The organism is Streptococcus sp. 2022WUSS083 (genome assembly GCF_044427155.1).
Classification (GTDB): Bacteria; Bacillota; Bacilli; order Lactobacillales; family Streptococcaceae; genus Streptococcus; species Streptococcus hashimotonensis.
On sequence record NZ_JAOTGK010000001.1, the window covers coordinates 405,064 to 430,226 of the forward strand.

Genomic DNA, 25,163 nt, shown 5'->3' on the forward strand with positions numbered 1-25,163 from the left:
CAAAGGAGAACACATCATGGTAGAATTAGGTATTTCAACATTTGGCGAAACAACTCCACTAGAAAAAACAGGGGAAACTTACAACCACGACGAGCGGATTCGCCAGCTAGTCAAAGAAATCGAACTAGCTGATGCGGTGGGACTTGATGTTTATGGGATTGGGGAGCATCACCGAGAAGATTTTGCGGTTTCTGCACCTGAGATTGTGCTGGCAGCTGGTGCCGTCAATACCAAGCATATCAAGCTAACATCAGCAGTTTCAATCCTTTCCTCCATGGACCCTGTAAGGCTCTATCAGCAGTACACCACCATTGATGCTTTGTCAAATGGCAGAGCGGAAATCATGGCGGGGCGTGGTTCCTTTACGGAGTCTTTCCCCTTGTTTGGTTATGATCTCCACGACTATGAAGAACTCTTCGATGAAAAGCTAGATATGCTTCTGGAAATCGACAAGGAAACCAATCTCAAGTGGGATGGGCATTTTACCCAGTCAGTCGATAATAAGCCAGTCTATCCACGTCCTGTTCAGGAAGATTTTCCCATTTGGGTAGCAACTGGGGGCAATGTAGAGTCCACCATCAAGATTGCTAAGAAAGGCTTGCCAATCGTGTATGCAGTCATTGGTGCAGGTGCCCATCGCTTTAAACCTTTAGTCGATGCTTATCGCAAGGTTGCTCGCAACTCAGGTCATGATCCAAAGAAAACGAAAGTTGCAGCCCATTCCTGGGGTTGGATTGCAGACGACCATGACAAGGCTGTGGAAGAATACTATCATCCAACCAAAGTAATTACGGACAATATTGCCAAAGACCGCCCACATTGGAGCGAGATGACCAAGGCGCAATATCTCTACTCTCTGACAGACGAAGGAGCAACCATCGTCGGAGATCCAAAACGAGTCGCTGAAAAAATTATCAAGACTATTGAAACACTTGACTTGGACCGTTTCTTCCTCCATCTCCCAATCGGCTCAATGCCACATGAAGATGTCCTCCGTGCTATCGAACTCTACGGAAAAGAAGTTGCGCCAATTGTCCGAGATTATTTTGCAAAAAAAGAAGAGAATCAGTCCCAAGACTGATGAGATAAAAAGGAGGGGACGTTATAATAGCCTCACTTCTCTAAAGTGGAGTCAACATCTCAGCGCAGTGGTTGATTGGGTTTAACAGTCCAGTGGACTGTTAAAGGTTGGAGATAAGATTTGCGAAGCAAATCTCAGCAATTCGTGTTTTACACTCCACATCTGACCTCTACGACTGATGCGAACAGAGTTCGCTTCATCTCCAACCTCAAACTGTCTCCCAGACAGTTTGAGCTGTGCGGGGGTGGGAGTGAAACAGTCTGGGGATAGACTATTTCAGCTCAACAACTGGAAATATGAACTTGTTGACGAACTCTCTATGATTATTTGAGTTCTGTCTCACTCCCAATCCTAAATATTTTTCATAATCTCCTGAAAATCCTGACCATGTGGTTGGGATTTTTTGCATGATTAGATAGTGACCGGTATGTAAATTATTTCATAGTTGAAAGTTAACTTAGATGATTTGTTTATTCTTTTAAAGTGAATATTTATATAAATATTCTATAAATGATTTGTGCTATAATATAAAAAAATCATTATGGAGATTAATATGGAAAATATATTTGCTATAAAAAATAAGATTCTAGACTTTCCATTTTTAGAAGAAGTAAATGAAGATACTACAATAAACAAATGTGGAATTTATATGCTCTACATAGACTTTTTTGGTGATAATAGTATCCTGCCAATCTATATCGGAAAATCAAAAGATGTTCAAAAACGATTCGATAGTCATTTAAAAAAAATTATGTTTCTAAATAGATTATCAGAATCAACTTATTTATCTTATTTTTTTGAGAGAGAAGATCCTTTTTATGATGGAAGTTTTTTCTACTGTAAAATTTTTCAGTATATGATTGACCATCAATGTACTTTAACAGATTTCAAAATGAAAGTAGTCGAATTTTGTTCGTTAGAAGAGTTAGAATCTAAAGAACTATATTATATAAATTACTTTAAATCACAATTTGTTGGATTCAATCAGCTTAACTCTCGAACATTACTAAATGCCATTCAACCTTCTATATGCAATCCCAAAGAAAATAGAGATATAATAAATAGGTATTTTCAAGAATATTTTTGGGAATTAGATACCATTTCATACTATTTACAAGAGAATACTGGCTATACATTATTTAACTACAATTACACTTTCTTAACAATTTTACCAATTATAAAGAAAATCTTTGAAAATATGGATGAAAGTTATAGTGACTATAGAGAAAATAATTTAGAGAAAAGGTATTCAATAAGACCAAGTCAAGAAATTATCTCACAATTAAAAGAGAAACTTACCACATATCGTCAACTTTCAAGAGGACACAGTTATGCTCTGGAGGGAATAAAAGAAAATATAAAAAAAATTATTCGTAAGTCTAGCTCCAAACGTTTGAAATCGGAAGTATTATCACAAGCTTATCAAGACTATATTACAACTGGTCAAGTTAGTAATATACCTCATATTAATTTGGAGGAATTAAAAAATAATAGTAATTTGTTGCTAAAAGAACACTCCAAAGTAAAAAAAGAAAAACAAGAATATGATAAATTGATAAGCGAGCAGATTTCTCAAATTGTTACGTTAAAAAAAACATTGCTTGAACTTATTTTACCCCACAAAAACTTTCATCCATTCGAACTAGGTCATCGAGAAATAAGATACTATGCGGCGCCAATTCCTATCGAAAACACGGTATATATAGATTTTATTTCTAATACATATGGTAAAAGTAAAAGCTCATTCTTTTCTGATTTTGCTTATGTCGTATCGGTAAGAGTAACTCAGACAAATAAAAATGAAATAATTGATACTGTTGAATATATTATTAAAAATGATTTGACAGATGAAATTCAATCAGGTTTTACCTATGTTGAAAAAGATATTATGATACCTCCATTGTTTAGAAAGATTCCTTTTCAACCTATTTTAGCTTATCCTAATGGGCACCTCTCAACAACTATGATTACTCTTTCTGTTGAAAAAAATACAGGATTAAATGATAGTGTCATTCAAAATGCAACTTTGATCCCATTAGAGGAAATTATTGCTAAGCTTGAAAGTTCTACTAATGAGGATACTCAATTTATTATAAATTCAAATGTTGGCAGTAAACTTCTATTTGAAGCATTTTCTTCTTCACTTGACTCAGAGCAATTGTTTGATATTCTCCAGAATGAAGATACTCCAAATACTCTTTTGGAAAAAATATATTCTAAGATAGAAAAATCAAAGCAACGAACTATTTTTATTAACAAGAGAGCTAAACAAAAGACAGTAAAATTAACGCCGAAAACAGTAGTAAAAAATCATCCCCAAAAATCTTCGGTGGAAAAAAGGAGGCAGAGATATTTGGATAAAGTTTTCTCAAAAAATCCAAATATTCAGGTTTTAGAATATATTGATTCAAAAACTCCTGTCCATTATAAATGTTGTCAATGCCAATTTGAATGGAAGGCAAGAAGTGATAAAATATTCATTCGTCCCTATTGTAAGAATTGCAAATCAATCTCCATTGATAAAAATTAGATTTTCTAGCAATTCAATTATTTTAATTGTTTAGATAATTTTATGATGAAAAAATAGAATCAGTCCCAAGACTGATGAGATAGTTGATAGGATGAGTTATACTATAGTTAATCCTAAATATTTTTCATAATCTCCTGAAAATCCTGACCATGTGGTTGGGATTTTTTGCATGCAAAAACACTCTTGGAATTTCCAAGAGTGTTTTACGTAACGGTGTTAAACAGTTTGTAATTTTTATTTCATCGTCGGGAGTGAAAAGGTCTGGGAGACATTTTCAGCCAATCGCCAAGAAACTGGAGAGCGATTGGTACATTCTAGTGAAAACAATCCTAGCAAGCTACTCTTGCTTACTTCATAGTCGGAAATAGGAGTACATCCCGAATAGTAGTGGTATCTGTCAAGAGCATGCAGAGGCGGTCAATACCGATTCCAAGTCCACCTGTTGGTGGCATACCGTATTCGAGGGCTTCGATGTAGTCGTAGTCAACGCCTGTCGCTTCGTCGTCACCGAGTTCTTTAGCCTTGGCTTGGGCTTCAAAGCGTTCCAATTGGTCGATTGGGTCGTTCAATTCTGTAAAGGCGTTTCCGTATTCCTTGGTCATGATGAAGAGCTCGAAGCGGTCTGTGAAGCGTGGGTCTTCATCGTTTTTCTTAGCCAGTGGAGATACGGCTACTGGGTGACCATAGACGAAGGTTGGTTGGATAAGAGTTGCTTCAACGTATTCTTCAAAGAAGCTGTTGATGATTTGACCAACTTCTGTATGGTGTTTTTCCACAGGGACCTTGTGTTCAGTTGCAAGGGCTTTTGCTTCCTCGAAGCTCATCTCTTGCCAGAAGTCCACGCCAGTTTGTTCCTTAATAGCGTCAACCATGTGGACACGCTTGAATGGCTCATGGATAGCAATTTCAGTACCCTGATAAGTCACAGGACCATCGCCGACAACAGCCTTGGCAGTGTGCTGGATAATGCCTTCTGTCAAGTCCATGATGTCTTGGTAGTCTGCATAAGCTTGGTAAACCTCGATGGAAGTGAACTCAGGGTTGTGGGTCGCATCCATACCTTCGTTACGGAAGATACGGCCGATTTCATAAACGCGTTCCATACCGCCGACAATCAGGCGTTTGAGGTGGAGTTCTGTCGCGATACGAAGGACCATGTCAATGTTTTGGGCATTGTGGTGGGTAATGAATGGACGAGCTGCAGCACCACCAGCTTCGTTGTGAAGGACAGGTGTTTCTACTTCCAAGAAACCAAGTCCGTCAAGGTAACGGCGGATTTCTGAGATAATTTTTGAGCGGGTCACAAAGCGGTCAAAGCTCTCGCGGTTAGTAATCAAGTCCAAATAACGTTTGCGGTAGCGGGTCTCGATGTCTGTCAAACCGTGGAATTTTTCTGGCAATGGGCGGAGCGCTTTAGAAAGGTGAGTCAACTTGCGAGCATGGATAGACAACTCACCAACGTTTGTCTTGAAGACATCTCCCTCGACACCGATAAAGTCACCAAGGTCTGCTTTTTTGAAGATTTCATAATTTTCTTCGCCAACATCATCCTTACGAACGTAGATCTGAATCTGGCCTTCGCGGTCTTGAATGTGAGCAAAACCTGCCTTACCCTTACCACGCTTGGTCATAATACGGCCTGCAATGATAGCTGTTTGCCCTAATTCTTCCAAGTCTTCTTTTGATTTGTCTTCGTACTGGGCCTTCAATTCAGCTGAGTTGGCAGAACGCTCAAAACGTTTTCCAAATGGGTCAATGCCCTGTTCGGCAAGAGCCGTCATTTTCTCACGACGGACAATCTGTTGGTCATTTAATTCTTCAAAATGTTCAGTTGACATAAAAATTTTATTCCTCCAAAGTCTGTTATTTCTATTTTATCATAGAAGAGAGAAAAAATCAGTATAAATTGCTAATAGGATAGGAAAAAACAGCAGAAAATTCTACTGTTTTGCTTTATAGCTGGTATCATTCCAAGCTAATTCTGTAAAGTTTTCGAAATCGCTTGTTTCTAAAATAGTAACCGATGCATTATCCAAACCACCTCGGTGACGCAGTTGGGCTGGTGGAAAACCAAGCAGGCGATGGATAGAAGCGGTTAGAAAGGCACCATGGCTGACGATGAGGACTGTTTCCATGTCTTGCCCTTTCAGCGATTGGACAAAGTCCACCATTCGTTGAGTTACCTGGCGAACGCTCTCAGCTTCAAATAAGTCATTGTTAAAAAGTGCTAGATTATGTTTGAGTGCCCAGGCTTGTTTGGGGTAGATGGCACGAAAAATTGCCATCTTGCTTCCTTCTAGCGTTCCAAAATTCCATTCACGTAGTTGTTGCGTGGTTAGAACGGTTTGGCAATGGTGATTGGCTTTTGCAATTTCTACGGCAGTGCTATGTGCGCGCTGCAAATCACTAGAATAAATAGCATCAAAGGGGATTTCAGCAAGGTATTTGCCTAGCTTTTCTAAATCCTGATAAGATTCAGGCAAAAGAGCTGAATCACCAGAATAGCCTTGAAAGCGTCCTTCCAAATTCCATTCGGTCTTACCGTGACGGACAAAGTAGATTTTCAAGTCTAGTCCCTCCCCTCAATCAAATCGGCAAAGTCAGCTTTTACAAAATCAGCTAATACCTGACTGTCAATTCGAATCGACCGACCAATTTCTCCAGCAGAAACAATTAAGTGACCGAGTTCAAGGGCAGATTGATCAATGTAGATTGGGAAATTATGCTTCTGACGAATGCCCACAGGATTGTTGGCACCGTGGACGTAGCCAGTTGTCATTTCCAAGTCCTTTTGCGGAATCATACTCACTTTTTTATTGCCAGAGATCTTGGCTAATTTTTTCTCAGACAGGTGTTCTGTGATTGGGACAATGCCGATAATTGGTCCAGTTTTATCTCCAGTTAATGCCAGTGTTTTGTAAATTTCGTGTTCTTCAATTCCTGGTGGAAGTTGACCTTCGAAGGCATTTAAAACAAGGCTATCATGATTGATCTTAGCCTTGTCCAATATTTGGTCCACCAAGGTTTTCTTTATTTTAACCTTTTTTGCCATTATTTATATTTTTCCTCAAGTTTACTCATCCAAAGCCCTAACCATGCTCCTAGTATAAATAGGACAATAGCAGCAATCCATGTAACAAAGTTCGCTCCAGCATAGGAAATTGACTCTTTATTACTTGCTTGTGGTATCAAAATTAGGAGAGTAGAAGATGAGACGATACCAATAATAAAGTGATAAACACGTGAATGGTATACTTTCAGAGCGTGGTCCATTGCTTTTGAAAATGCAACCATTGCAAGAACGCCACCGATTGCGATTGGTAGGAAGGTACCGAATAGATCAAGTGATTTGAAACCATTTAGCATTGGCGTGTAGATACCCAAAATCAATAGTAAGTTTGAAGGGCTGAGTCCAGGAACAAGTACCCCTAAAGCAATCAAGACACCTGCCAATACAAAACTAGCAAAACTAGCTGGAAGTGTCCCGACAAGATCGCTCAAATTGTAAAGTAGGAGGCCAGAAATGATGAATGTCCCAATCAACCAAGCCAAATCAATGCTATCTCGTTTGCTCTTTTGAGTTGATTCTTTAAGTAGGCTAGGAATAGTTCCCACGATTGCTCCCGCAAATGCCCACAAAACTGGGACTTGGAAATGTTGCAATAAAAATTCTACAGGGAAAGAGAAAAGTGCGATTCCCAAAATTCCACCAATTCCTACAGGAACAAAATAAAGAAAGTTTTCCTTGAAATCTTTTCGAATATTTGCTAAAAATCCAATTAGTCGCTCATAGATTCCGAGGATAGCAGCGAGTACCCCCCCAGAGACACCAGGTAAGATAAAGCCGAGTGCGATAATCATACCTTTAATAATTCTTGAAATCCAAGAAGCCATAATTTCCTCCAAAATGTATTATAACGTTCCTATTATAGCATAAAGCAAGTAAAAATAATTAAAAAGACTGCCTGTTAGATAAAATCCAGCAGGCAGTTTTGGTTAAAGATTGTAAAAACCTGGTCTTGCTCTATAGAGTAAAATGAGCAGAATAGAGGCAATTGCAGTGGAAGGAAGAATATAGCTGATATTGTAGGTAAAGGAATAGAACCAGACAGGCATACCATCTGGAGCGTAGTCTGCGTAGAAAATAATTCCTGATAAGAAGGTGGCTAACAATCGGATGCTTCCTCCTAGAAAACTAGCCAGAGTAATGATGAGAGTAGCATTTTTAAGATCTTTTTGTTTGGATAGGGTGGGTGCCACTAAACCTGCTAAACCAATTCCGGCGTAAGAAAGTGCGTAGTCAAGAAAAACTTGAAAAACGTTTAGGAAGTAGCCACCGTAGAAAAGTTGAATGGTTCCTACAATACCACCAGTAAGAACTCCTACCCCTAGTCCGTGGCGCAGAGCAAGCAGTAGGATTGGAAGCATGACTAAAGACACGGATCCACCTTGGGGCATTGTAAAGAGCGGGATTTTGTCAAAGACGAGGGCAATGGCAGAAAAGATAGCGACTTCAGCTAGGATGGGTAATTTTGATGTGGACATAAAAACACTCCTTTGTAGATGGTCAACAAAGGAGTGTTTATAGCAGAGTACAGTATCGTTCTATAAGCACACAATTCCTACGCTAGTGTTAACTAGATCAGGTTCGAGGATTTCGCAGTTGCGATCTCAGCCGAAGCACTCCTTTGTGTAAATGTAATTAGTGAGATTGTATCATTTTATTCGGGTGTTGTAAATAGTTTCTGATAAACTTCATTAGGATCCTTCAGGGTAGTAATAATGTTGAGGTCTAGGTGGTGCTCAAAGCCGTTTACATAACCACGTGAGGTATATTGGTGAAGATCGTAGTCCAAGTCAGTATTTGGAGCGGCATTGTAGTAGCCGGAATCATCACCGTATGTAGGAATCCAAATGGCGTCAAATTTATCCACATTGATGCTGTGGTCTTCCATGAAATAGGTTCCGACGTAAATTCCAATGTTTTTAGCGCCGAGAGTTTCTAACTCTTTTCGAAAAGCCTCCACTCCAGCATTCATATCATCCATGGTATATTCTTCAACGTCTAACCAATAGAAGGTTGGCTTGTACTTATTTGCGGCCTTATAAAAGCTTCGAGCTTCCTCCTGCATGTTCTCAATGCTATTTCCTGTGACATAGACATAGACAGCAACAGGTATATTTCTTGCTTGGAATTCTTTAATGTGGGTATCAAAGGATTTATCTAACCCATTTTTATCAGTCGCAGTATTTTCGTTTTTAGTGTGTGATCCACTTTGAATACGAACGATTGCGCCAGAAATGTTTTTGCTAAGGGTATCGTAGTCAATTTCAGACGGTCTCTGCCAAGCAGAAACGTCGACGATAGGTTTCATTTCGAGCGCATTTGCAATGTAATAACTTGAGCTAGAATTTGTTGTTTTAGAACTTGTACTGGTGTTTGATTGTGTGACTGCGGGTTCGTTAGCTACCTCCGTCTTATTTACAGTATTTCCAGTCACCCCAGTGATGAAAATAAGAGCAAAGAAGGATAGGAAAAAACCAACAACAATCATCGGATTTAGTTTCTTTCTCATCTCCTCAATTCTACCGTAAAATCATGAAAAAATCAAAAAAATACGATTCAAGAAATAGTAAAGAGTATCTGAACTTGACATAATAAAGGGAATAGGGTAGGCTAAATTGGTATGCATGACAAAAGTGAAAAAGTAAGACGTGTTAGTCAGCTAGTTGTTCTGTCCTCTTTGACGATTGTTTTAAGGGTGGTTTTCGGGCCATTTCCCAATATAAAGCCTCTCACGGCTATTTTTCTCATTGTTCTGTCCTATTTCAGTTTGCTGGAGAGCTGGATATTGATGATACTAGTAATGGTAGGGAGTGGCTTGCTATTTGGATTTGGCACAGTTGTTTTGTGGCAAGTTCTTAGTTTTGCTTTTATCCAATTTATATGGTGGTTGGCAATCGGTCCTTTTATCAAAAAAGAGAACATTCCCTTGTGGCTACAGAGTCTTCTGGCGGGGATTCTTGTCTTTTTGTATGGGCTAACGATAAGTTTTTTATCTGCTACACAGTTTGGGACTTCTCCTATCGTCTTCTGGCTTAATGGTTTAGTCTTTGATAGTTTACACGCTGCTTCAACAGTTTTGTTTTATCCAATTATTGATTATATTTTTAGGAGATTTTATAAATGAAAAAAATTAGTATTATGTTGATGGTTGTCTTCTCGCTCTTCTTGGCTGCTTGTACAAACACTACTGAGAAACAGAACAACTCGGCTATCGAAGTCACTTTGCAGATTACAACCAAGGACAAAGCGAATCGTCAGGAAGTCACTGCGGAAGAAGGTGATAGTGTCATGGATGTACTTAAAGAACATCATGACATTGTAGAAGACAATGGTTTGATAACAGAAATTGATGGTGTTAGCCAAGATGCGAGCACCAATACATACTGGATGTATAAAGTTAATGGCCAAATGGCTGATAAAGGGGCGAAAGACCTTACAGTTGCGAATGGGGATGAAATTGAATTTTATCTTGAAACATTTGAATAGATATGAAAGGCTTCGGCCTTTTTCTTGTTGACAAAAGTTAGTTCCGAATGTTTGCAGAGCAACTTAGAAAGTGATAAGTATTTTTATACAAAGTATGCTATAATAAGAGCTATACTCGAAGAAGGTTGGATAAGCAATGAAGATTGACAAACGCCAGTTGTTGAATTACTCCATACTGCTTCCCTATCTCATCTTATCGGTGATTGGGTTGGTCATGGTCTATTCGACAACCAGTGCTACGCAAATTATTAATGGTGGAAATCCATTTAGAACAGTGATTAACCAGGCAGGATTCTGGATTGTCAGCTTGGTAGCAATCTATACGATTTATCGTATGAAATTAAGTTTTTTACGCAAGAAAGCTGTTATCTATTCGGTTATTTTGGTAGAAGTATTTCTGTTAGCTATTTCTCGGTTGTTTCCTCCGATTAACGGGGCTCATGGCTGGATTCCTCTGCCGATTGCAGGAACCTTGCAGCCGGCGGAATATTTGAAATTAATTATCATTTGGTATCTGGCACATGAGTTTGCAAAACAACAGGCGGATATTCGGACTTATGATTATGTATCGTTGATTAAAGGAAGTTGGATTCCGAAAGAGTTTACAGATTGGCGGGTGGTCAGTCTGCTCCTCCTTGGTTTAGTTGCGACACTGCCAGACTTGGGAAATGCGACGATTATTGTGCTGATTATGGTCGTGATGATTAGTGTGAGTGGGATTGCCTATCGCTGGTTTTCAACAGCGGTTTTGGGAATTGTAGCCGCCTCAACAGTTATTCTAGGAACGATTCGTATTTTGGGTGTAGAAACGGTGGAAAAAATTCCGCTCTTTGGTTATATTGCTCGTCGTTTTGCTGCCTATTTTGATCCATTTGGTAATGCCACCAACTCAGGTCTTCAATTGACTCATTCTTACTATGCGATGAGTAACGGTGGATGGCTTGGACGTGGCTTGGGAAATTCGATTGAGAAAAAGGGGTATCTACCAGAGGCCCACACCGACTTTGCGTTTTCGATTGTCATTGAAGAACTCGGTTTTGTCGGAGCTAGTTTAATTCTAGCCTTATTGTTCTTTTTGATTATTCGAATTATTATTGTAGGCGTCCGTGCTCGTAGTCCATTTAATGCGATGATGGCACTTGGAATGGCAGGTATGCTTCTGATTCAAACATTTGTCAATATCGGAGGAATTTCAGGAATTATTCCTGCAACGGGGGTAACTTTCCCCTTCTTGTCACAGGGGGGGTCGAGTCTTTTGATTATTTCCATCGGGATAGGGTTTGTTCTGAATATTGATGCTAGTGAAAAACGTCGATTAATTGAAGAAGAAATAGAGCGTACGCTAATTTAGAGATAGGAAAGAGGTAGGAGATGGCTATTCAAAAATTAGAAAACTATAACAACAAGGAAGCAATCCGTGAAGAAGTAACGATTCTAACATCTATTTTGGAAGAAGTAGCAGCTCAAATGATGCCTGCAGAGACTTTTGCTAAAATTGTAGAATTATCTCAATTGTCTCGTCAGGATGATTATCAGGCATTGATTGCTATTATCAGTCAGTTAAATAATGATGAACTAGCAGTTATTTCTAGATACTTTGCTGTTCTGCCACTTTTGATTAATATATCAGAAGATGTTGACTTGGCCTATGAAATCAACCATCAAAACAATATTGATCAAGACTATCTTGGCAAGATTTCAACAACAATTGATATGGTTTCCAAACAAGAAAATGCAGCTGAAATCCTTGAAAAGTTGAATGTTGTTCCAGTCTTGACAGCCCATCCTACTCAGGTTCAACGCCAGTCTATGCTTGATTTAACCAAGCATATTCATGAGTTGCTTCGTCGTTATCGCGATGTAAAATTGGGCTTGCTCAATAAAAACAAATGGGAAGATGAGCTCCGTTGTTACATTGAAATTATCATGCAGACGGATATGATTCGTGAGAAGAAGTTGAAGGTAACCAATGAAATCACAAACGTTATGGAGTATTACAATTCTTCCTTTATTAAGGCTGTCACTAAGTTGCAGCGGGAATACAAACGTTTGGCTGCTGAGAAAGGAATCGCCTTAAATAACCCTCGTCCAATTACAATGGGGATGTGGATCGGGGGAGACCGTGATGGAAATCCATTTGTTACTGCGGAGACCTTGAAGCTGTCAGCCTTGACTCAGTGTGAAGTCATTATGAATTATTACGATGAGCAACTCTATAAACTTTATCGGAATTTTTCGCTTTCAACTTCCATTGTGAATGTATCTACAGCGGTTAAGATGCTGGCGGATTTATCTGAAGATAGTTCTGTCTACCGTGAAAACGAGCCTTATCGTCGTGCTTTTCACTATATTCAGATGAAACTTGCAAATACAAGAGATTATCTAGTTCACAATAAGCCGTCAGATGTTCGCTATAGTAATGTAGCCGAGTTTAAAGCTGATTTATTAGCCATCAAGCAATCTTTGATTGAAAATAAATCTATGGCGCTATTGAAAGGTGATTTTACAGAATTACTTGAAGCGGTTGAAGCGTTTGGTTTCTACCTAGCTAGTATCGATATGCGCCAAGACTCTTCTATTCATGAAGCGAGTGTTGCGGAACTATTGGCTTCTGCCCGTATCGTAGAAGACTACTCCAGTTTATCTGAAGAAGCTAAATGCCATGTTCTTTTGAAACAGTTGGAAACTGATCCACGCATTCTTTCTGCAACGCACATGCCAAAGTCAGAACAATTAGAAAAAGAATTGGCTATCTTTGCTGCTGCGCGTGAATTGAAAGATAAGCTAGGTGAAGAAATCATCAAGCAACATATTATTTCACACTCGGAGAGTGTTTCTGATTTGCTGGAATTAGCTGTCCTATTAAAAGAAGTTGGTCTAGTAGATGTCGATAAGGCCCGTGTTCAGATTGTTCCACTTTTTGAGACAATCGAGGACTTAGATAATGCACCTGATACCATGCGTCAATATCTGCAATTAGATTTAGCGAAACGTTGGATTGCAGGCAATAAATACTACCAAGAAATCATGCTAGGCTACTCAGATTCCAACAAGGATGGTGGCTACCTATCCTCCGGCTGGACACTCTACAAAGCACAGAATGAATTGACGCAAATTGGTCAAGACTACGGAGTAAACATCACCTTCTTCCACGGTCGTGGAGGTACTGTTGGTCGTGGTGGAGGTCCTTCCTACGATGCGATTACATCTCAGCCATTTGGTTCCATCAAGGACCGGCTTCGTTTGACAGAACAAGGCGAAGTGATAGGCAATAAATACGGTAACAAAGACGCAGCCTACTATAATTTAGAAATGCTGGTATCTGCAACGCTTGACCGTATGGTCACACAAATGATTACCGATCCAAATGAAATCGATGGCTATCGCGAAACCATGGATGAAATTGTATCAGATAGCTATCGTATTTATAGAGATCTTGTATTCAACGATCCACATTTTTATGATTATTTCTTTGCCGCTAGTCCAATTCGTGAAGTATCAAGTCTGAACATTGGCTCACGTCCCGCGGCTCGAAAAACCATCACAGAAATCGGTGGTTTGCGTGCGATTCCATGGGTATTCTCCTGGTCACAAAACCGTGTTATGTTGCCAGGGTGGTATGGAGTTGGTTCAAGTTTCAAACGCTTTATTGATAAGCACCCTGATAATTTGTCTAAGTTACAAAAAATGTACGAATCTTGGCCATTCTTCCGTTCACTTCTATCAAACGTGGATATGGTATTGTCTAAATCCAATATGAATATCGCATTTGAATATGCTAAAATGTGTGAAAGCGAAGAGGTACGAAATATCTTCCATGTCATTTTAGATGAATGGCAGTTGACCAAAGAAATCATTTTATCAATCGAGCAAAATGATGAGCTTTTAGCAGAACTACCGTTTCTAAAAGCTAGTCTTGATTATCGCATGCCTTATTTCAATGTGCTCAACTATATTCAAATTGAATTAATTCATCGTCTTCGTCGTGGAGAATTGAGCAAAGAACAAGAGAATCTCATTCATATTACCATCAATGGTGTGGCGACAGGTTTGCGCAACTCAGGTTAAGGCATAAAACAACTTCTTCGGAGGTTGTTTTTTTCTATTCTAAAAATATATAATAATTATAAGAAAACGTAACCAAATCATCCCTTATTCGTTTTATCAGTGAAAGGAGGGGATAAGTATCAAACTAGATCAATATGAAAAAGAAATTATTGGTATTGCAGAGGAGATTTCCTACTATTTGCAAAAATCAGGAGCCGGCCCAACTGACAGTCAGGATATTGCCCAAGATGTTCTAGTCAAATTGCTTGAATCTGATATTGTCCTTCCTTTCGAAAAACTAAGAGCTTGGCTTTACCGTTCTGCAGTTCGGGCTTACATTGACAAATACAGGCGAGACAAGCGCTACCATGAAATTTTACAAAAGGAGTTTTTTAGAAGAGAAGACCTTTTGGTCTATGACCAAGAAGGTTATGAGGAACTCTATCAAGCAGTTGCAGACCTGCCAGAAAAATACCAGCAAGTGATTGACCTCTATTATTTTCAAGATATGAGTGTCAAAGAAGTTGCCCATATCTTAGGGACTGGTCAAAGTTGGGTGAAAATTATCCTTTACCGAGGACGCAAACAGTTGAGGAAAGCACTAGAAGAGAGAGGATATGACTATGAGGACTTTTGAAGAAGTGACAAAAAAGAGTAAGCGGAAGAATTTATGGAAGACAATAGGGCTATCATCGCTCATCGGCTTCATCTTAATGCTTATTGGCGTTCAAACAGTAAAAATCATTGTCGGTGCACGAGAAGGTAGTGAGAATTGGAAACAAATTATTTTAATGGAAATCTCTTATCCAAATATAAAACATGACGGTATTAAAATCCAAAGCACGAGTTATGTTTCTGGGAAACTTTACTGCAATTTATATAAGGATCTAGCTGGTGTTCCTATGGCTTTTGGTCAGCACGAAATTTACTATGACCTGTTTGATAGTCACTATGATTTTGCCCAGCATATACCCGGCAATACCTTCAAATATCTATATGATTTCACAACCAATACCAAGGTACCTGTTTTTTACAATAGAAAAAAGTCCGTTTGGAGTGTTCAAGACATTGCCAATGAATTGCATTATCTTAAAGACATGAGTGGGCAGTTAGTAGAAGTGGCTATTTCCTTTGATAAGAAGTACAGTTTGGCAGAAATCAAGCAAATGATTCCCAGCAATCTCAAGCAAAATTGGTATTGGATAGGGACAGAAGGGAAGCAGAATACCCATTACTATCGTCCAGAGCAGCTTTTGGGGTTAGATCCAGAGGATATTCAACTAGTCTTTTCGGATATGCCTGGAGACTATATGACAGGTATGGACTTTATGAAAGAGTTCTTAGAATCGGGAGATCAGAAACGAGCGCAGTATCTGGACATACCTGTGGATGACTTGCAGGCCTTTGTCGATAAGTTTGGTGGCACTGACTTTACCAAACAAGAAGAGATTGATAAGCTAGAATTCGCAGGCATTATCCTAACAGGAAAAGCAGAAGACTTTGCTCAGTTGGAAGGCAAGGACTGGATTTATTCTTCTAGTATTGGCGCGTCCATTCCTATTCAGTCTTATTATCAACTGCATCATTAAGTGAAAATAGTCAATATATTTTCGATACCTATAGCAAGAGGCTTGTCAGGGAGTCGTAGGATGACTGAATGGAGAAAGGTCTGTCGCAGTAGTCTCGTATTTGTGGCACCTTGTAGCTATGGTAACATCAATATTCCTATGGAAGTGAGGTGTTTTTAGTTGAGTAATAGGTTAAAATGGGATGATAAAAAAAGTTATAAGCGAAGCTAATAGCCCTTGCAGAAAATGGATAAAATAAAAAACGATAGAAAATGCTTGCAATTCTGCTACAATTTGATAGAATAGTAAGGTAAAGTTAGACTGTATTGCCTACTGTCTATCTATAAAATATATTTTATTGGAGGCTTTTACCAAAATGGCAAAAGAAAAATACGATCGTAGTAAACCACACGTTAACATTGGTACAATTGGACACGTTGACCACGGTAAAACTACTTTGACAGCAGCTATCACAACTGTATTGGCACGTCGCTTGCCTTCATCAGTTAACCAACCTAAAGACTATGCGTCTATCGATGCTGCTCCAGAAGAGCGCGAGCGCGGTATCACTATCAACACTGCACACGTTGAGTACGAAACTGAAAAACGTCACTATGCTCACATCGACGCTCCAGGACACGCGGACTACGTTAAAAACATGATCACTGGTGCTGCTCAGATGGACGGTGCGATCCTTGTAGTAGCTTCAACTGACGGTCCAATGCCACAAACTCGTGAGCACATCCTTCTTTCACGTCAGGTTGGTGTTAAACACCTTATCGTCTTCATGAACAAAGTTGACTTGGTTGACGATGAAGAATTGCTTGAGTTGGTTGAAATGGAAATCCGTGACCTTCTTTCAGAATACGATTTCCCAGGTGATGATCTTCCAGTTATCCAAGGTTCAGCTCTTAAAGCTCTTGAAGGTGACTCTAAGTACGAAGACATCGTTATGGAATTGATGAACACTGTTGATGAGTACATTCCAGAACCAGAACGCGACACTGACAAACCATTGTTGCTTCCAGTCGAGGACGTATTCTCAATCACTGGTCGTGGTACTGTAGCTTCAGGACGTATCGACCGTGGTACTGTTCGTGTCAACGACGAAATCGAAATCGTTGGTCTTCAAGAAGAAAAATCTAAAGCAGTTGTTACTGGTGTTGAAATGTTCCGTAAACAACTTGACGAAGGTCTTGCCGGCGATAACGTTGGTGTGCTTCTTCGTGGTGTACAACGTGATGAAATCGAACGTGGTCAAGTTATCTCTAAACCAGGTTCTATCAACCCACACACTAAATTCAAAGGTGAAGTTTACATCCTTACTAAAGAAGAAGGTGGACGTCACACTCCATTCTTCGACAACTACCGTCCACAGTTCTACTTCCGTACAACTGACGTAACTGGTTCAATCAAATTGCCAGAAGGTACTGAAATGGTAATGCCTGGTGATAACGTTACTATCGACGTTGAATTGATCCACCCAATCGCCGTTGAACAAGGTACTACTTTCTCTATCCGTGAAGGTGGACGTACTGTTGGTTCAGGTATGGTTACAGAAATCGAAGCTTAATTCGATTGAGTTCCCAGAAATAACAATTATAGTCAGACAACTTAATTGTAACTCTCTACTTTCGGGTAGAGAGTTTTTCTGTAAGTATTCATAAAATGCACAGAAATTCTTTAATCTTAGTTAAGTTTATGCTATAATGTACCTTGTACAATAAATATAGAAGAGGTAAGTGAAATGTCACGTAAACCAATCATTGCCGGTAACTGGAAAATGAACAAAAATCCTCAAGAAGCACAAGCATTCGTTGAGGCTATTGCAGGAAAATTGCCTGCAGGCGACAAAATTGAAGCAGCTATCGCAGCTCCAGCTGTAGATTTGAACGCTCTCTTGTGGTTCGCTAAAGATTCTGAATTGAAAGTTGCTGCTCAAAACTGCTACTTTGAAGATGCTGGTGCCTTCACTGGTGAAACATCTCCAAAAGTATTGGCTGAAATGGGTGTTAACTATGTTGTTATCGGTCACTCAGAGCGTCGTGATTACTTCCACGAAACTGATGAAGATATTAATAAAAAAGCTCATGCAATCTTCCGTAACGGTTTGACTCCAATCATCTGTTGTGGTGAGTCACTTGAAACTTACGAAGCTGGTAAAGCAGTTGAATTCGTAGGTGCTCAAGTTTCTGCAGCTTTGAAAGACTTGACTACTGAACAAGTAGCATCACTTGTTATTGCTTACGAGCCAATCTGGGCAATCGGTACAGGTAAATCAGCTACTAAAGATGATGCACAAAACATGTGTAAAGCTGTTCGTGACGTTGTTGCTGCTGATTTCGGTCAAGAAGTTGCAGACAAAGTTCGCGTTCAATATGGTGGTTCTGTAAACCCATCAAACGTTGCTGAATACATGGCATGTCCAGACGTTGACGGTGCGCTTGTTGGTGGTGCATCACTTGAAGCAGAAAGCTTCTTGGCTTTGTTGAACTTCTAATAACAAAAAGCATCGGATTTTGAATCCGATGCTTTTTTTGATATTTTAAGAGGCTATTTCAGTACCCATTCTCTAAGAGCGTGGGCTACACCGCTCTCATCATTTGACTTCGTAATGTATTTGGCGATTTTCTTCAATTCAGGATTTCCGTTTTCCATGACAACAGGATTACCAACAACTTCCAACATTGGACGGTCATTTTCTTGGTCACCGATGGCCATGGTTTGATCCATAGTTAGTCCAAGCTTCTCAGCTAGATGAATGATAGCTTGTCCCTTGTTAACAGTTTTAGGGGTGATTTCCAAATAAAATGGTGCTGATTTTGCTACGTTGTACTTCTCAGTCAAGCTGGTCGGTAGAAGTGGAATAGCAGCATCAAGAATTTCTGGCTCATCAACCATCATTGTTTTGATGATTTCCTTGTCAGCCATTTCTTCAGGAGTGCGATAGAAAATGGGTGCACTTACTAGTGTGGATTCGTAAATGGTGTATTTACCGATGTTACGGTTGGCAGTATAGATACCATCCTTGGTGCTGGCATGCATTGGGAGCTTGAGTTTACGGGCAGCAGATTCGATGTCGAGATAATCCTCATAAGTCAAGGTATCTTTGACAATATCCTCACCAGTTGCTGCATCTTGGACTAAGCCACCGTTAAAAGTGATGACGTAGTCACCTGCTTCTGTAAGATTGAGTTCTTCTAAAATTGCTTGAACACCGGAAATGGGGCGACCAGTAGCAATAACAATTTTAACGCCTGCTTTTTTTGCTTCTTGGATTGCTGAGTGTACTTCAGCTGTAATTTGGTGTTGACTATTTAGTAGTGTACCATCAATATCGATGGCGACAAGTTTAATTCTCATTTGATTCTCCAATTATAAAATGATCGTTATGTATGTGGCTGTTAAAATCAGCTATTTGAGGTGCGAAAATTCCTGTTTCTTCTAACATTTCTTTTGGGAAATAGAAGCGGCTATCGCCATGGATTGTGCCTGATAAGGAATGGACAATTGGTGATAGAGAGGATAGTTCTACCAAGGTTTCATCTTTGCGATAAATCTCAATTTGAGTCCGTTTCTTTTCTGCATTCGGTCGGTAAATGTCATACGGCAAATCAAAGTTGTGGTGAATAGCAGTATAGTATTCTGGGTCAAACCCGACATCTGCGACCAGGCTACGCAGGCGGTCCAAAGCTTCCTCTTCTTCGGCCTTGAAAGTGATGGATTTGAGCACTTTCCTATTGATATAGCGCTGGGCTAAGTCAGATAATATACGATCTGGTCCATCTATCCATGATTGAAAGTAAGTATTCATAACTCCATCATCAAGACTGAGGTAGTCGGTTAGACGGATACGATGCTCAAAAAAAGGTAATAGCCGAGGTGAAGTTCGTGCAAAAAACTCCTGTTCACCAGTATATAGTAGTTTGGCACGATTGAGTAAATTCTGCAATAGGACTTCCATAGAGCGGCTTGCTGGATGAAAATAGACTTGCATGTACATCTGGTAGCGGCTGAGAACGTAGTCTTCTACTGCATGCATACCAGATTCTTTGAAGGCAATTCCATTTTCTGTCGGGCGAATGACACGTAATATCCTAGTTAGGTCAAATTCACCATAGTTCGCACCTGTGAAGTAGGAATCTCGTAATAGATAATCCATCCGGTCAACATCAATCTGGCTGGAAATGAGTTGAACGACCTGTTTATTTGGATAGGTGTGTTTGATAACACTAGCAACCTTGTCTGGAAAGTCAGGTGAAACTTGTTTCAACAGAGCATTGATTTCCGTTTCTGGACTAGTAATAATAGCACAGGTCATTTCCTCGTGGTCTGTATCAAATAGACGCTCGAAGGTATGAGAATAGGCTCCGTGTCCGACATCATGGAGTAGCGCAGCAACCATGGTCAGTAGGGACTCATTTTTATCCCAGATTTGTGGATACTTGTCTTCAAATTTTTGAGTAATCCGTCTGGCGATTTCGTAGGCGCCAAGGCAGTGCGAAAAGCGGCTATGCTCACCACCATGGAAGGTGTAGGAAGTAGTCCCTAGTTGCTTGATGCGGCGTAGTCGCTGAAATTCTTTTGTATTGATAAGTTTATAAATCAGCTCATGATCAACATGTACATAGTTATGAACTGGATCGCGAAATACTTTTTCTATCATAGTTTCATTATAACAAAAAAGGGAGATAAATTCCTGATTTTTTAAAAACACAAGGATATTGCTATGTACCCAATGGAATCTTTTGGTATAATGGAGAAATGAATAATCAAATTATCTTATTAACTATTCAGGTCTTTATTGTAGCCCTGATTCTTTGGATGCTTTACACAATTCTATCCTATGCTAAAAAGCACGATATTTCTCTAAAAGAGAAATTTTGGACAGGGTTTGGTATCGGTTATGTTACTGATTTGCTAGACACCTTGGGGATTGGAACCTTTGCAACGACAACCACTATGTTTAAACTGACAAAGTTGGTGGAAGACGATCGTAAAATTCCAGCGACCATGACAACGGCGCACATCATACCAGTCTTAGTAGAGGCGCTATTGTTTATTACGATAGTTGAGGTTGATATGGTCACTCTGATTGCTATGGCAGCAGCGGCATTTACGGGTGCCTTTGTTGGTGCCAAGGTAACTCAAAAATGGGATACAAAGAAAGTTCAACGAATTCTTGGGATTTTACTAATTATTGCAGCCTGTTTCATGGTCTATCGCATGATTACTAACCCTGGCGCAGATCTTACCAATGAAGTAAAGGGCTTAACTGGTTGGAAACTGGCTGTTGGTATTGCCTTTGATTTTATGGTGGGAATGCTGATGAGTATGGGACTGGGTAACTATGCTCCTGAGTTAATTTTCTTCTCATTGATGGGAATTAGTCCAGCGGTTGCTCTTCCAGTTATGATGTTGAATGCTGCTATGATTATGACAGCTGGTGCCAAGCAGTTTATCCAATCAGGACGAGTAAACTGGCCAGGAGTTCCAGGAATCATTGTCGGTGGGGTGCTAGGTGTTTTGACAGCTGCTTTCTTCCTATCGAATTTGGATATTAATAATTTGAAAATTTTAGTTGTCTTTATTGCAGCGTATACAGGTTTTACTCTGCTTCGTTCATCCTTTGTTACTAGGATTAAAAAATAGTAGGAGGAACTATGGATATTCATTTGCGAAATGAAATTGATCTGGACGGGCAGATTGAGGTAGTGGATCAGCAATTTCAAGTGGAAGTTAAGGAAAAAGATGGGAATATCTATCTCATTTATAGTAACGATGAAGCTGAAAAAGTTGTCATAAAATGTGATGAAGAAGAGTTAGTGATGACACGCTTTTCCACTCCGAAGTCTATTATGCGATTCATTTCTGGTAAAGAAGCTATTGTGACCATTCCTACACCGTTAGGAATCCAGCATTTTGTGACCGATACAAAACGTTACCAATTAAACCGTTCGGATCAAAGTGTCCAGTTGCAATATGAATTAAAGGGATTGGAGAACCAGCAGCTTTTTGCTTCCTATAATTTGGAAATCTCGTGGAAATAATCTCTTATTTCCAGAAAAATATTCTTGAATTTCTCGGGATTTTTGATATAATAGTTAACAAATCGAGGGAGTAGCTAGCGGAAAATTCCGTGATATTGTCGTCAATCCGACTTGTTTCCGGCAATATATTAAATAGCGAGACTTGTTTTAGAACCTGTCTTCGCAAGTAAGGTATTTTTAGATAAGAGATAGTTTTTTGTCTATCAAGGCAGTTTTTTGAAGGAATACTGACTGTATTTCAAAAAAAACTAATACTCAATGAAAATCAAAGTTAGGCTAGGCGACGCCGATGCAGATTGAACTAAAGTTCATCAATTCAAGTCAACAACGCCTGAGTTTGATTTTCGAAGAGTATAAAGATGAGTGACAGAAAACTAGCCCTAGATAGAAGTGCTGAGCTGTGAAGAGAGGTTCTCATTAAACAGGTCTCTTTTTTATTTGTTAGGTAAAAAAGGGACCGAGAAGGAGAAGGAAATTGTCAAAAGAACAAAAACGCGATTTGTTTTATACACAGAGCGAAGAGCAAGTATTGTCAAGCATGGGGTCTTCTTTGGACGGTTTGTCTAGTGATGAGGCAAGCAAACGTCTAGCAGACTACGGTCGTAACGAATTGGATGAGGGTGAAAAACGCACACTCTTAGCTAAATTCTTGGATCAGTTCAAAGACTTGATGATTATCATTTTGATTGCAGCAGCAATCTTGACGGTGATTACAGAAGGTTCACACGGTTTGACAGATGCCATTATCATCTTGGCCGTGGTTATCTTGAACGCTGCCTTTGGTGTTTATCAAGAGGGTCAAGCTGAGGCAGCCATTGAGGCGCTAAAAAACATGTCAAGCCCAGTTGCGCGTGCGCTTCGTGACAATCATGTAGTCGAAGTTGATTCTAAAGACTTGGTACCAGGTGACATCGTCTTGCTTGAAGCAGGTGATGTTGTCCCTGCCGATATGCGTTTGTTGGAAGCTAACTCCCTCAAAATCGAAGAGGCAGCTCTTACAGGTGAGTCTGTACCAGTTGATAAAGATTTGTCAGCGGTTTTGGCTGAAGATGCACCGATCGGTGACCGTGTCAACATGGCCTACCAAAACTCTAACGTTACTTACGGCCGTGGTCTTGGTGTGGTTACAAATACAGGTATGTACACAGAGGTTGGGCACATCGCTGGCATGCTTGCTAATGCAGATGAAACAGATACACCTTTGAAACAAAACTTGCACCAGTTATCAAAAGTCTTGACTTATGCAGTTCTTGTAATTGCAGCGGTAACGATGGCTGTTTCAGTCTTCGTACGTGGTGAAGGTATCTTGCCTGCTCTTATGACTTCTGTAGCTCTTGCGGTTGCTGCCATTCCAGAAGGTTTGCCAGCTATTGTAACGGTTGTCCTTTCGCTTGGTACACAGGTCTTGGCTAAGCGTAACTCGATCATCCGTAAGTTGCCTGCTGTTGAAACACTTGGTTCAACAGAAATCATCGCTTCAGATAAGACTGGTACTTTGACTATGAACCAGATGACTGTTGAAAAAGTTTATACAAATGGTCAATTGGTGGATGCTAAAGAAGCTTTGGATGCAAGCAATACAACGCTTCGTGTTATGAACTTTGCCAACGATACAAAAGTTGACCCAACTGGTAAATTGATCGGTGACCCAACGGAAACGGCACTTGTTCAATTTGGTTTGGATCAAAACTTTGACGTTCGTGAAGTCTTGGTATCGGAGCCTCGTGTGGCTGAATTGCCATTTGACTCAACACGTAAATTGATGTCAACTGTTCACCAACAAGCTGCAGGGAATTACTTTGTAGCTGTCAAAGGTGCCCCAGACCAATTGCTCAAACGTGTAACGCAAATTGAAGAAAATGGGACAATTCGTCCGATTACCGATGCGGATAAACAAGCCATTCTTGCAACTAACAAGGACTTGGCTAAGCAAGCACTTCGTGTCTTGATGATGGCATACAAGTATGTTGATGCTATTCCTGAATTGGAATCTGACGTTGTTGAAAACTACCTTGTCTTCTCAGGTTTGGTTGGTATGATTGACCCTGAGCGTCCTGAAGCGGCAGAAGCTGTTCGTGTCGCTAAGGAAGCGGGCATCCGTCCAATCATGATTACGGGTGACCACCAAGATACAGCTGAGGCGATTGCAAAGCGTCTTGGTATCATCGATCCAAATGATACAGAAGACCATGTATTTACAGGTGCAGAGCTCAACGAATTGACGGATGAAGAGTTCCAGAAAGTCTTCAAACAATACTCAGTATACGCTCGTGTATCTCCAGAACATAAGGTTCGTATCGTTAAGGCTTGGCAAAATGATGGTAAGGTTGTTGCCATGACTGGTGACGGTGTTAACGATGCGCCATCACTTAAGACAGCCGACATCGGTATCGGTATGGGTATCACAGGTACGGAAGTTTCGAAAGGTGCCTCTGATATGGTCCTTGCAGATGACAACTTTGCAACTATCATTGTGGCGGTTGAAGAAGGACGTAAAGTCTTCTCAAACATCCAAAAAACCATCCAGTATCTCTTGTCAGCCAACACTGCTGAGGTATTGTGTATCTTCCTTGCTACCCTCTTTGGTTGGGACGTATTGGAGCCAGTTCATCTTCTTTGGATCAATTTGGTAACAGATACACTTCCAGCGATTGCCCTTGGTGTTGAACCTGCTGAACCAGGTGTTATGCAGCACAAACCTCGTGGTCGTAACTCAAGCTTCTTCTCAGGTGGTGTCTTGAGTTCGATTATCTATCAAGGTATCCTTCAAACAGCACTTGTCTTGGGCGTATATGGTTTTGCACTTCTTTACCCAGAGCATGCTGGAGATAACCATGCCATTCATGCGGATGCTCTTACGATGGCATATGTTACTCTTGGATTGATTCAGTTGGTGCATGCCTTCAACGTTAAGTCTGTTTACCAATCTATCTTTACCGTTGGTCCATTCAAGAACAAACTCTTTAACTGGTCTATCGTAGCTGCCTTCTTGCTCTTGATGGCGACTGTTGTGATTCCAGGATTCAATACCTTCTTCAAGGTTTCAATCTTGACACCAACTCAATGGATGGTAACGGTAATTGGTTCAGGTCTCATGGTTGTTGTTGTAGAAATTGTTAAATTTGTACAACGTAAGTTGGGCTTGGATGAAAAAGCTATCTAATATAGTTATTCAGCTTATCTTTTATTACTTCGTTAACTCGCCTTGGGAGTGGGAAAGACATCCATGATGGCTCCGCCCTCACCCACAGAATAATGAAAACGAACATAAAGCCCTCACTAGGTGTATAATCTTAGTGAGGGCTTTGTGGTTGACGAGTTACTGATGTTAGTC

Annotated in this window: 21 protein-coding genes and 1 riboswitch; of the genes, 13 read left to right on the plus strand and 8 right to left on the minus strand. The window is 40.0% G+C overall.

The genetic code is table 11. From position 1 onward, the window contains the following. The first annotated feature begins 16 nt into the window (after window positions 1-16). Window positions 17-1,081: an LLM class flavin-dependent oxidoreductase gene (locus ODU41_RS01880; RefSeq protein WP_105145531.1), complete on the plus strand. Its 1,065-nt coding sequence runs from the start codon at window positions 17-19 to the stop codon at window positions 1,079-1,081. 553 nt (window positions 1,082-1,634) lie between these two features. After that, window positions 1,635-3,611: a GIY-YIG nuclease family protein gene (locus tag ODU41_RS01885; protein ID WP_238141180.1), complete on the plus strand. Its 1,977-nt coding sequence runs from the start codon at window positions 1,635-1,637 to the stop codon at window positions 3,609-3,611. Between the two features lie 347 nt (window positions 3,612-3,958). Here ODU41_RS01885 and lysS read toward each other — a convergent pair whose 3' ends face one another. The 6 genes from lysS to ODU41_RS01915 form a co-directional block, all read right to left on the minus strand. Beyond that, complete coding sequence (gene lysS / locus ODU41_RS01890; protein WP_105179924.1) at window positions 3,959-5,449, minus strand: lysine--tRNA ligase; 1,491 nt, start codon at window positions 5,447-5,449, stop codon at window positions 3,959-3,961. Window positions 5,450-5,551: 102 nt separating this feature from the next. Next, the gene (locus ODU41_RS01895) at window positions 5,552-6,178 is read right to left on the minus strand and encodes a histidine phosphatase family protein (RefSeq protein ID WP_002938482.1); all 627 of its coding nucleotides are present in this window, start codon (window positions 6,176-6,178) and stop codon (window positions 5,552-5,554) included. Between the two features lie 2 nt (window positions 6,179-6,180). After that, window positions 6,181-6,663, minus strand: a complete 483-nt coding sequence (locus ODU41_RS01900) for an aminoacyl-tRNA deacylase (protein ID WP_024395661.1) — start codon at window positions 6,661-6,663, stop codon at window positions 6,181-6,183. Continuing rightward, complete coding sequence (locus tag ODU41_RS01905; RefSeq protein WP_105179925.1) at window positions 6,663-7,505, minus strand: DUF368 domain-containing protein; 843 nt, start codon at window positions 7,503-7,505, stop codon at window positions 6,663-6,665. The genes ODU41_RS01900 and ODU41_RS01905 overlap by 1 nt, the downstream gene beginning before the upstream one ends. 102 nt (window positions 7,506-7,607) lie before the next feature. After that, on the minus strand, window positions 7,608-8,156 hold the full coding sequence (thiT, locus tag ODU41_RS01910) for an energy-coupled thiamine transporter ThiT (protein ID WP_002938477.1): 549 nt from the start codon (window positions 8,154-8,156) through the stop codon (window positions 7,608-7,610). A 57-nt stretch (window positions 8,157-8,213) separates the two neighbouring features. Continuing rightward, window positions 8,214-8,309, minus strand: a riboswitch (TPP riboswitch). 23 nt (window positions 8,310-8,332) lie between these two features. After that, a complete protein-coding gene (locus tag ODU41_RS01915; protein ID WP_105179926.1) occupies window positions 8,333-9,187 on the minus strand; it encodes a glycoside hydrolase family 25 protein in 855 nt (284 codons plus the stop codon). 111 nt (window positions 9,188-9,298) lie between these two features. On the opposite strand from ODU41_RS01915, the gene ODU41_RS01920 reads away from it, so the two are divergent. The 8 genes from ODU41_RS01920 (at window position 9,299) to tpiA (ending at window position 18,279) form a co-directional block, all read left to right on the plus strand. Continuing rightward, the gene (locus ODU41_RS01920; protein WP_024401727.1) at window positions 9,299-9,802 is read left to right on the plus strand and encodes a hypothetical protein; all 504 of its coding nucleotides are present in this window, start codon (window positions 9,299-9,301) and stop codon (window positions 9,800-9,802) included. After that, window positions 9,799-10,164, plus strand: a complete 366-nt coding sequence (locus ODU41_RS01925) for a DUF4430 domain-containing protein (RefSeq protein WP_105179927.1) — start codon at window positions 9,799-9,801, stop codon at window positions 10,162-10,164. The genes ODU41_RS01920 and ODU41_RS01925 overlap by 4 nt, the downstream gene beginning before the upstream one ends. Window positions 10,165-10,300: 136 nt before the next feature. Next, window positions 10,301-11,515 carry a cell division peptidoglycan polymerase FtsW gene (gene ftsW, locus ODU41_RS01930; RefSeq protein ID WP_105179928.1) on the plus strand — a complete coding sequence of 405 codons (1,215 nt, stop codon included), beginning with the start codon at window positions 10,301-10,303 and terminating at the stop codon, window positions 11,513-11,515. Window positions 11,516-11,535: 20 nt separating this feature from the next. Continuing rightward, window positions 11,536-14,232 (plus strand): phosphoenolpyruvate carboxylase, encoded by a 2,697-nt coding sequence (gene ppc, locus ODU41_RS01935; protein WP_105179929.1) that lies wholly within the window; start codon window positions 11,536-11,538, stop codon window positions 14,230-14,232. Window positions 14,233-14,344: 112 nt separating this feature from the next. After that, window positions 14,345-14,848 (plus strand): RNA polymerase sigma factor, encoded by a 504-nt coding sequence (locus tag ODU41_RS01940; protein WP_105179930.1) that lies wholly within the window; start codon window positions 14,345-14,347, stop codon window positions 14,846-14,848. After that, window positions 14,829-15,800, plus strand: a complete 972-nt coding sequence (locus ODU41_RS01945) for an anti-sigma factor (RefSeq protein WP_161950380.1) — start codon at window positions 14,829-14,831, stop codon at window positions 15,798-15,800. The genes ODU41_RS01940 and ODU41_RS01945 overlap by 20 nt, the downstream gene beginning before the upstream one ends. A 355-nt stretch (window positions 15,801-16,155) precedes the next feature. Further along, a complete protein-coding gene (tuf, locus tag ODU41_RS01950) occupies window positions 16,156-17,352 on the plus strand; it encodes an elongation factor Tu (protein ID WP_012775011.1) in 1,197 nt (398 codons plus the stop codon). A gap of 174 nt (window positions 17,353-17,526) precedes the next feature. Next, the gene (gene tpiA, locus ODU41_RS01955; protein ID WP_014637617.1) at window positions 17,527-18,279 is read left to right on the plus strand and encodes a triose-phosphate isomerase; all 753 of its coding nucleotides are present in this window, start codon (window positions 17,527-17,529) and stop codon (window positions 18,277-18,279) included. A 53-nt stretch (window positions 18,280-18,332) separates the two neighbouring features. Here tpiA and yidA read toward each other — a convergent pair whose 3' ends face one another. Continuing rightward, the gene (gene yidA, locus ODU41_RS01960) at window positions 18,333-19,142 is read right to left on the minus strand and encodes a sugar-phosphatase (protein ID WP_014637618.1); all 810 of its coding nucleotides are present in this window, start codon (window positions 19,140-19,142) and stop codon (window positions 18,333-18,335) included. Beyond that, on the minus strand, window positions 19,132-20,445 hold the full coding sequence (locus tag ODU41_RS01965; RefSeq protein WP_398578584.1) for an HD domain-containing protein: 1,314 nt from the start codon (window positions 20,443-20,445) through the stop codon (window positions 19,132-19,134). Before ODU41_RS01965 ends, yidA begins: the two co-directional genes overlap by 11 nt. Window positions 20,446-20,543: 98 nt before the next feature. On the opposite strand from ODU41_RS01965, the gene ODU41_RS01970 reads away from it, so the two are divergent. The 3 genes from ODU41_RS01970 to ODU41_RS01980 all read left to right on the plus strand — a co-directional run bounded on the left by ODU41_RS01970 (window position 20,544) and on the right by ODU41_RS01980 (window position 24,992). Next, window positions 20,544-21,431 carry a sulfite exporter TauE/SafE family protein gene (locus ODU41_RS01970; RefSeq protein ID WP_014637620.1) on the plus strand — a complete coding sequence of 296 codons (888 nt, stop codon included), beginning with the start codon at window positions 20,544-20,546 and terminating at the stop codon, window positions 21,429-21,431. Window positions 21,432-21,442: 11 nt separating this feature from the next. Further along, the gene (locus ODU41_RS01975; RefSeq protein ID WP_044679915.1) at window positions 21,443-21,829 is read left to right on the plus strand and encodes a DUF1934 domain-containing protein; all 387 of its coding nucleotides are present in this window, start codon (window positions 21,443-21,445) and stop codon (window positions 21,827-21,829) included. A 475-nt stretch (window positions 21,830-22,304) separates the two neighbouring features. Further along, window positions 22,305-24,992, plus strand: a complete 2,688-nt coding sequence (locus ODU41_RS01980) for a cation-translocating P-type ATPase (protein ID WP_398578585.1) — start codon at window positions 22,305-22,307, stop codon at window positions 24,990-24,992. Window positions 24,993-25,163: the final 171 nt, after the last annotated feature.

Bases quoted from the DNA above. Each gene is read 5' to 3' on its own strand.
- ODU41_RS01915 (WP_105179926.1), bottom strand. From the start codon at position 9,187: ATGAGAAAGAAACTAAATCCGATGATTGTTGTTGGTTTTTTCCTATCC.
- ODU41_RS01975 (WP_044679915.1), top strand. From the start codon at position 21,443: ATGGATATTCATTTGCGAAATGAAATTGATCTGGACGGGCAGATTGAG.
- ODU41_RS01905 (WP_105179925.1), bottom strand. From the start codon at position 7,505: ATGGCTTCTTGGATTTCAAGAATTATTAAAGGTATGATTATCGCACTC.
- tpiA (WP_014637617.1), top strand. From the start codon at position 17,527: ATGTCACGTAAACCAATCATTGCCGGTAACTGGAAAATGAACAAAAAT.
- ODU41_RS01970 (WP_014637620.1), top strand. From the start codon at position 20,544: ATGAATAATCAAATTATCTTATTAACTATTCAGGTCTTTATTGTAGCC.
- lysS (WP_105179924.1), bottom strand. From the start codon at position 5,449: ATGTCAACTGAACATTTTGAAGAATTAAATGACCAACAGATTGTCCGT.
- ODU41_RS01885 (WP_238141180.1), top strand. From the start codon at position 1,635: ATGGAAAATATATTTGCTATAAAAAATAAGATTCTAGACTTTCCATTT.
- ODU41_RS01965 (WP_398578584.1), bottom strand. From the start codon at position 20,445: ATGATAGAAAAAGTATTTCGCGATCCAGTTCATAACTATGTACATGTT.
- thiT (WP_002938477.1), bottom strand. From the start codon at position 8,156: ATGTCCACATCAAAATTACCCATCCTAGCTGAAGTCGCTATCTTTTCT.
- ODU41_RS01920 (WP_024401727.1), top strand. From the start codon at position 9,299: ATGCATGACAAAAGTGAAAAAGTAAGACGTGTTAGTCAGCTAGTTGTT.
- ODU41_RS01925 (WP_105179927.1), top strand. From the start codon at position 9,799: ATGAAAAAAATTAGTATTATGTTGATGGTTGTCTTCTCGCTCTTCTTG.
- yidA (WP_014637618.1), bottom strand. From the start codon at position 19,142: ATGAGAATTAAACTTGTCGCCATCGATATTGATGGTACACTACTAAAT.
- ftsW (WP_105179928.1), top strand. From the start codon at position 10,301: ATGAAGATTGACAAACGCCAGTTGTTGAATTACTCCATACTGCTTCCC.
- ODU41_RS01945 (WP_161950380.1), top strand. From the start codon at position 14,829: ATGACTATGAGGACTTTTGAAGAAGTGACAAAAAAGAGTAAGCGGAAG.
- ppc (WP_105179929.1), top strand. From the start codon at position 11,536: ATGGCTATTCAAAAATTAGAAAACTATAACAACAAGGAAGCAATCCGT.
- tuf (WP_012775011.1), top strand. From the start codon at position 16,156: ATGGCAAAAGAAAAATACGATCGTAGTAAACCACACGTTAACATTGGT.
- ODU41_RS01880 (WP_105145531.1), top strand. From the start codon at position 17: ATGGTAGAATTAGGTATTTCAACATTTGGCGAAACAACTCCACTAGAA.
- ODU41_RS01900 (WP_024395661.1), bottom strand. From the start codon at position 6,663: ATGGCAAAAAAGGTTAAAATAAAGAAAACCTTGGTGGACCAAATATTG.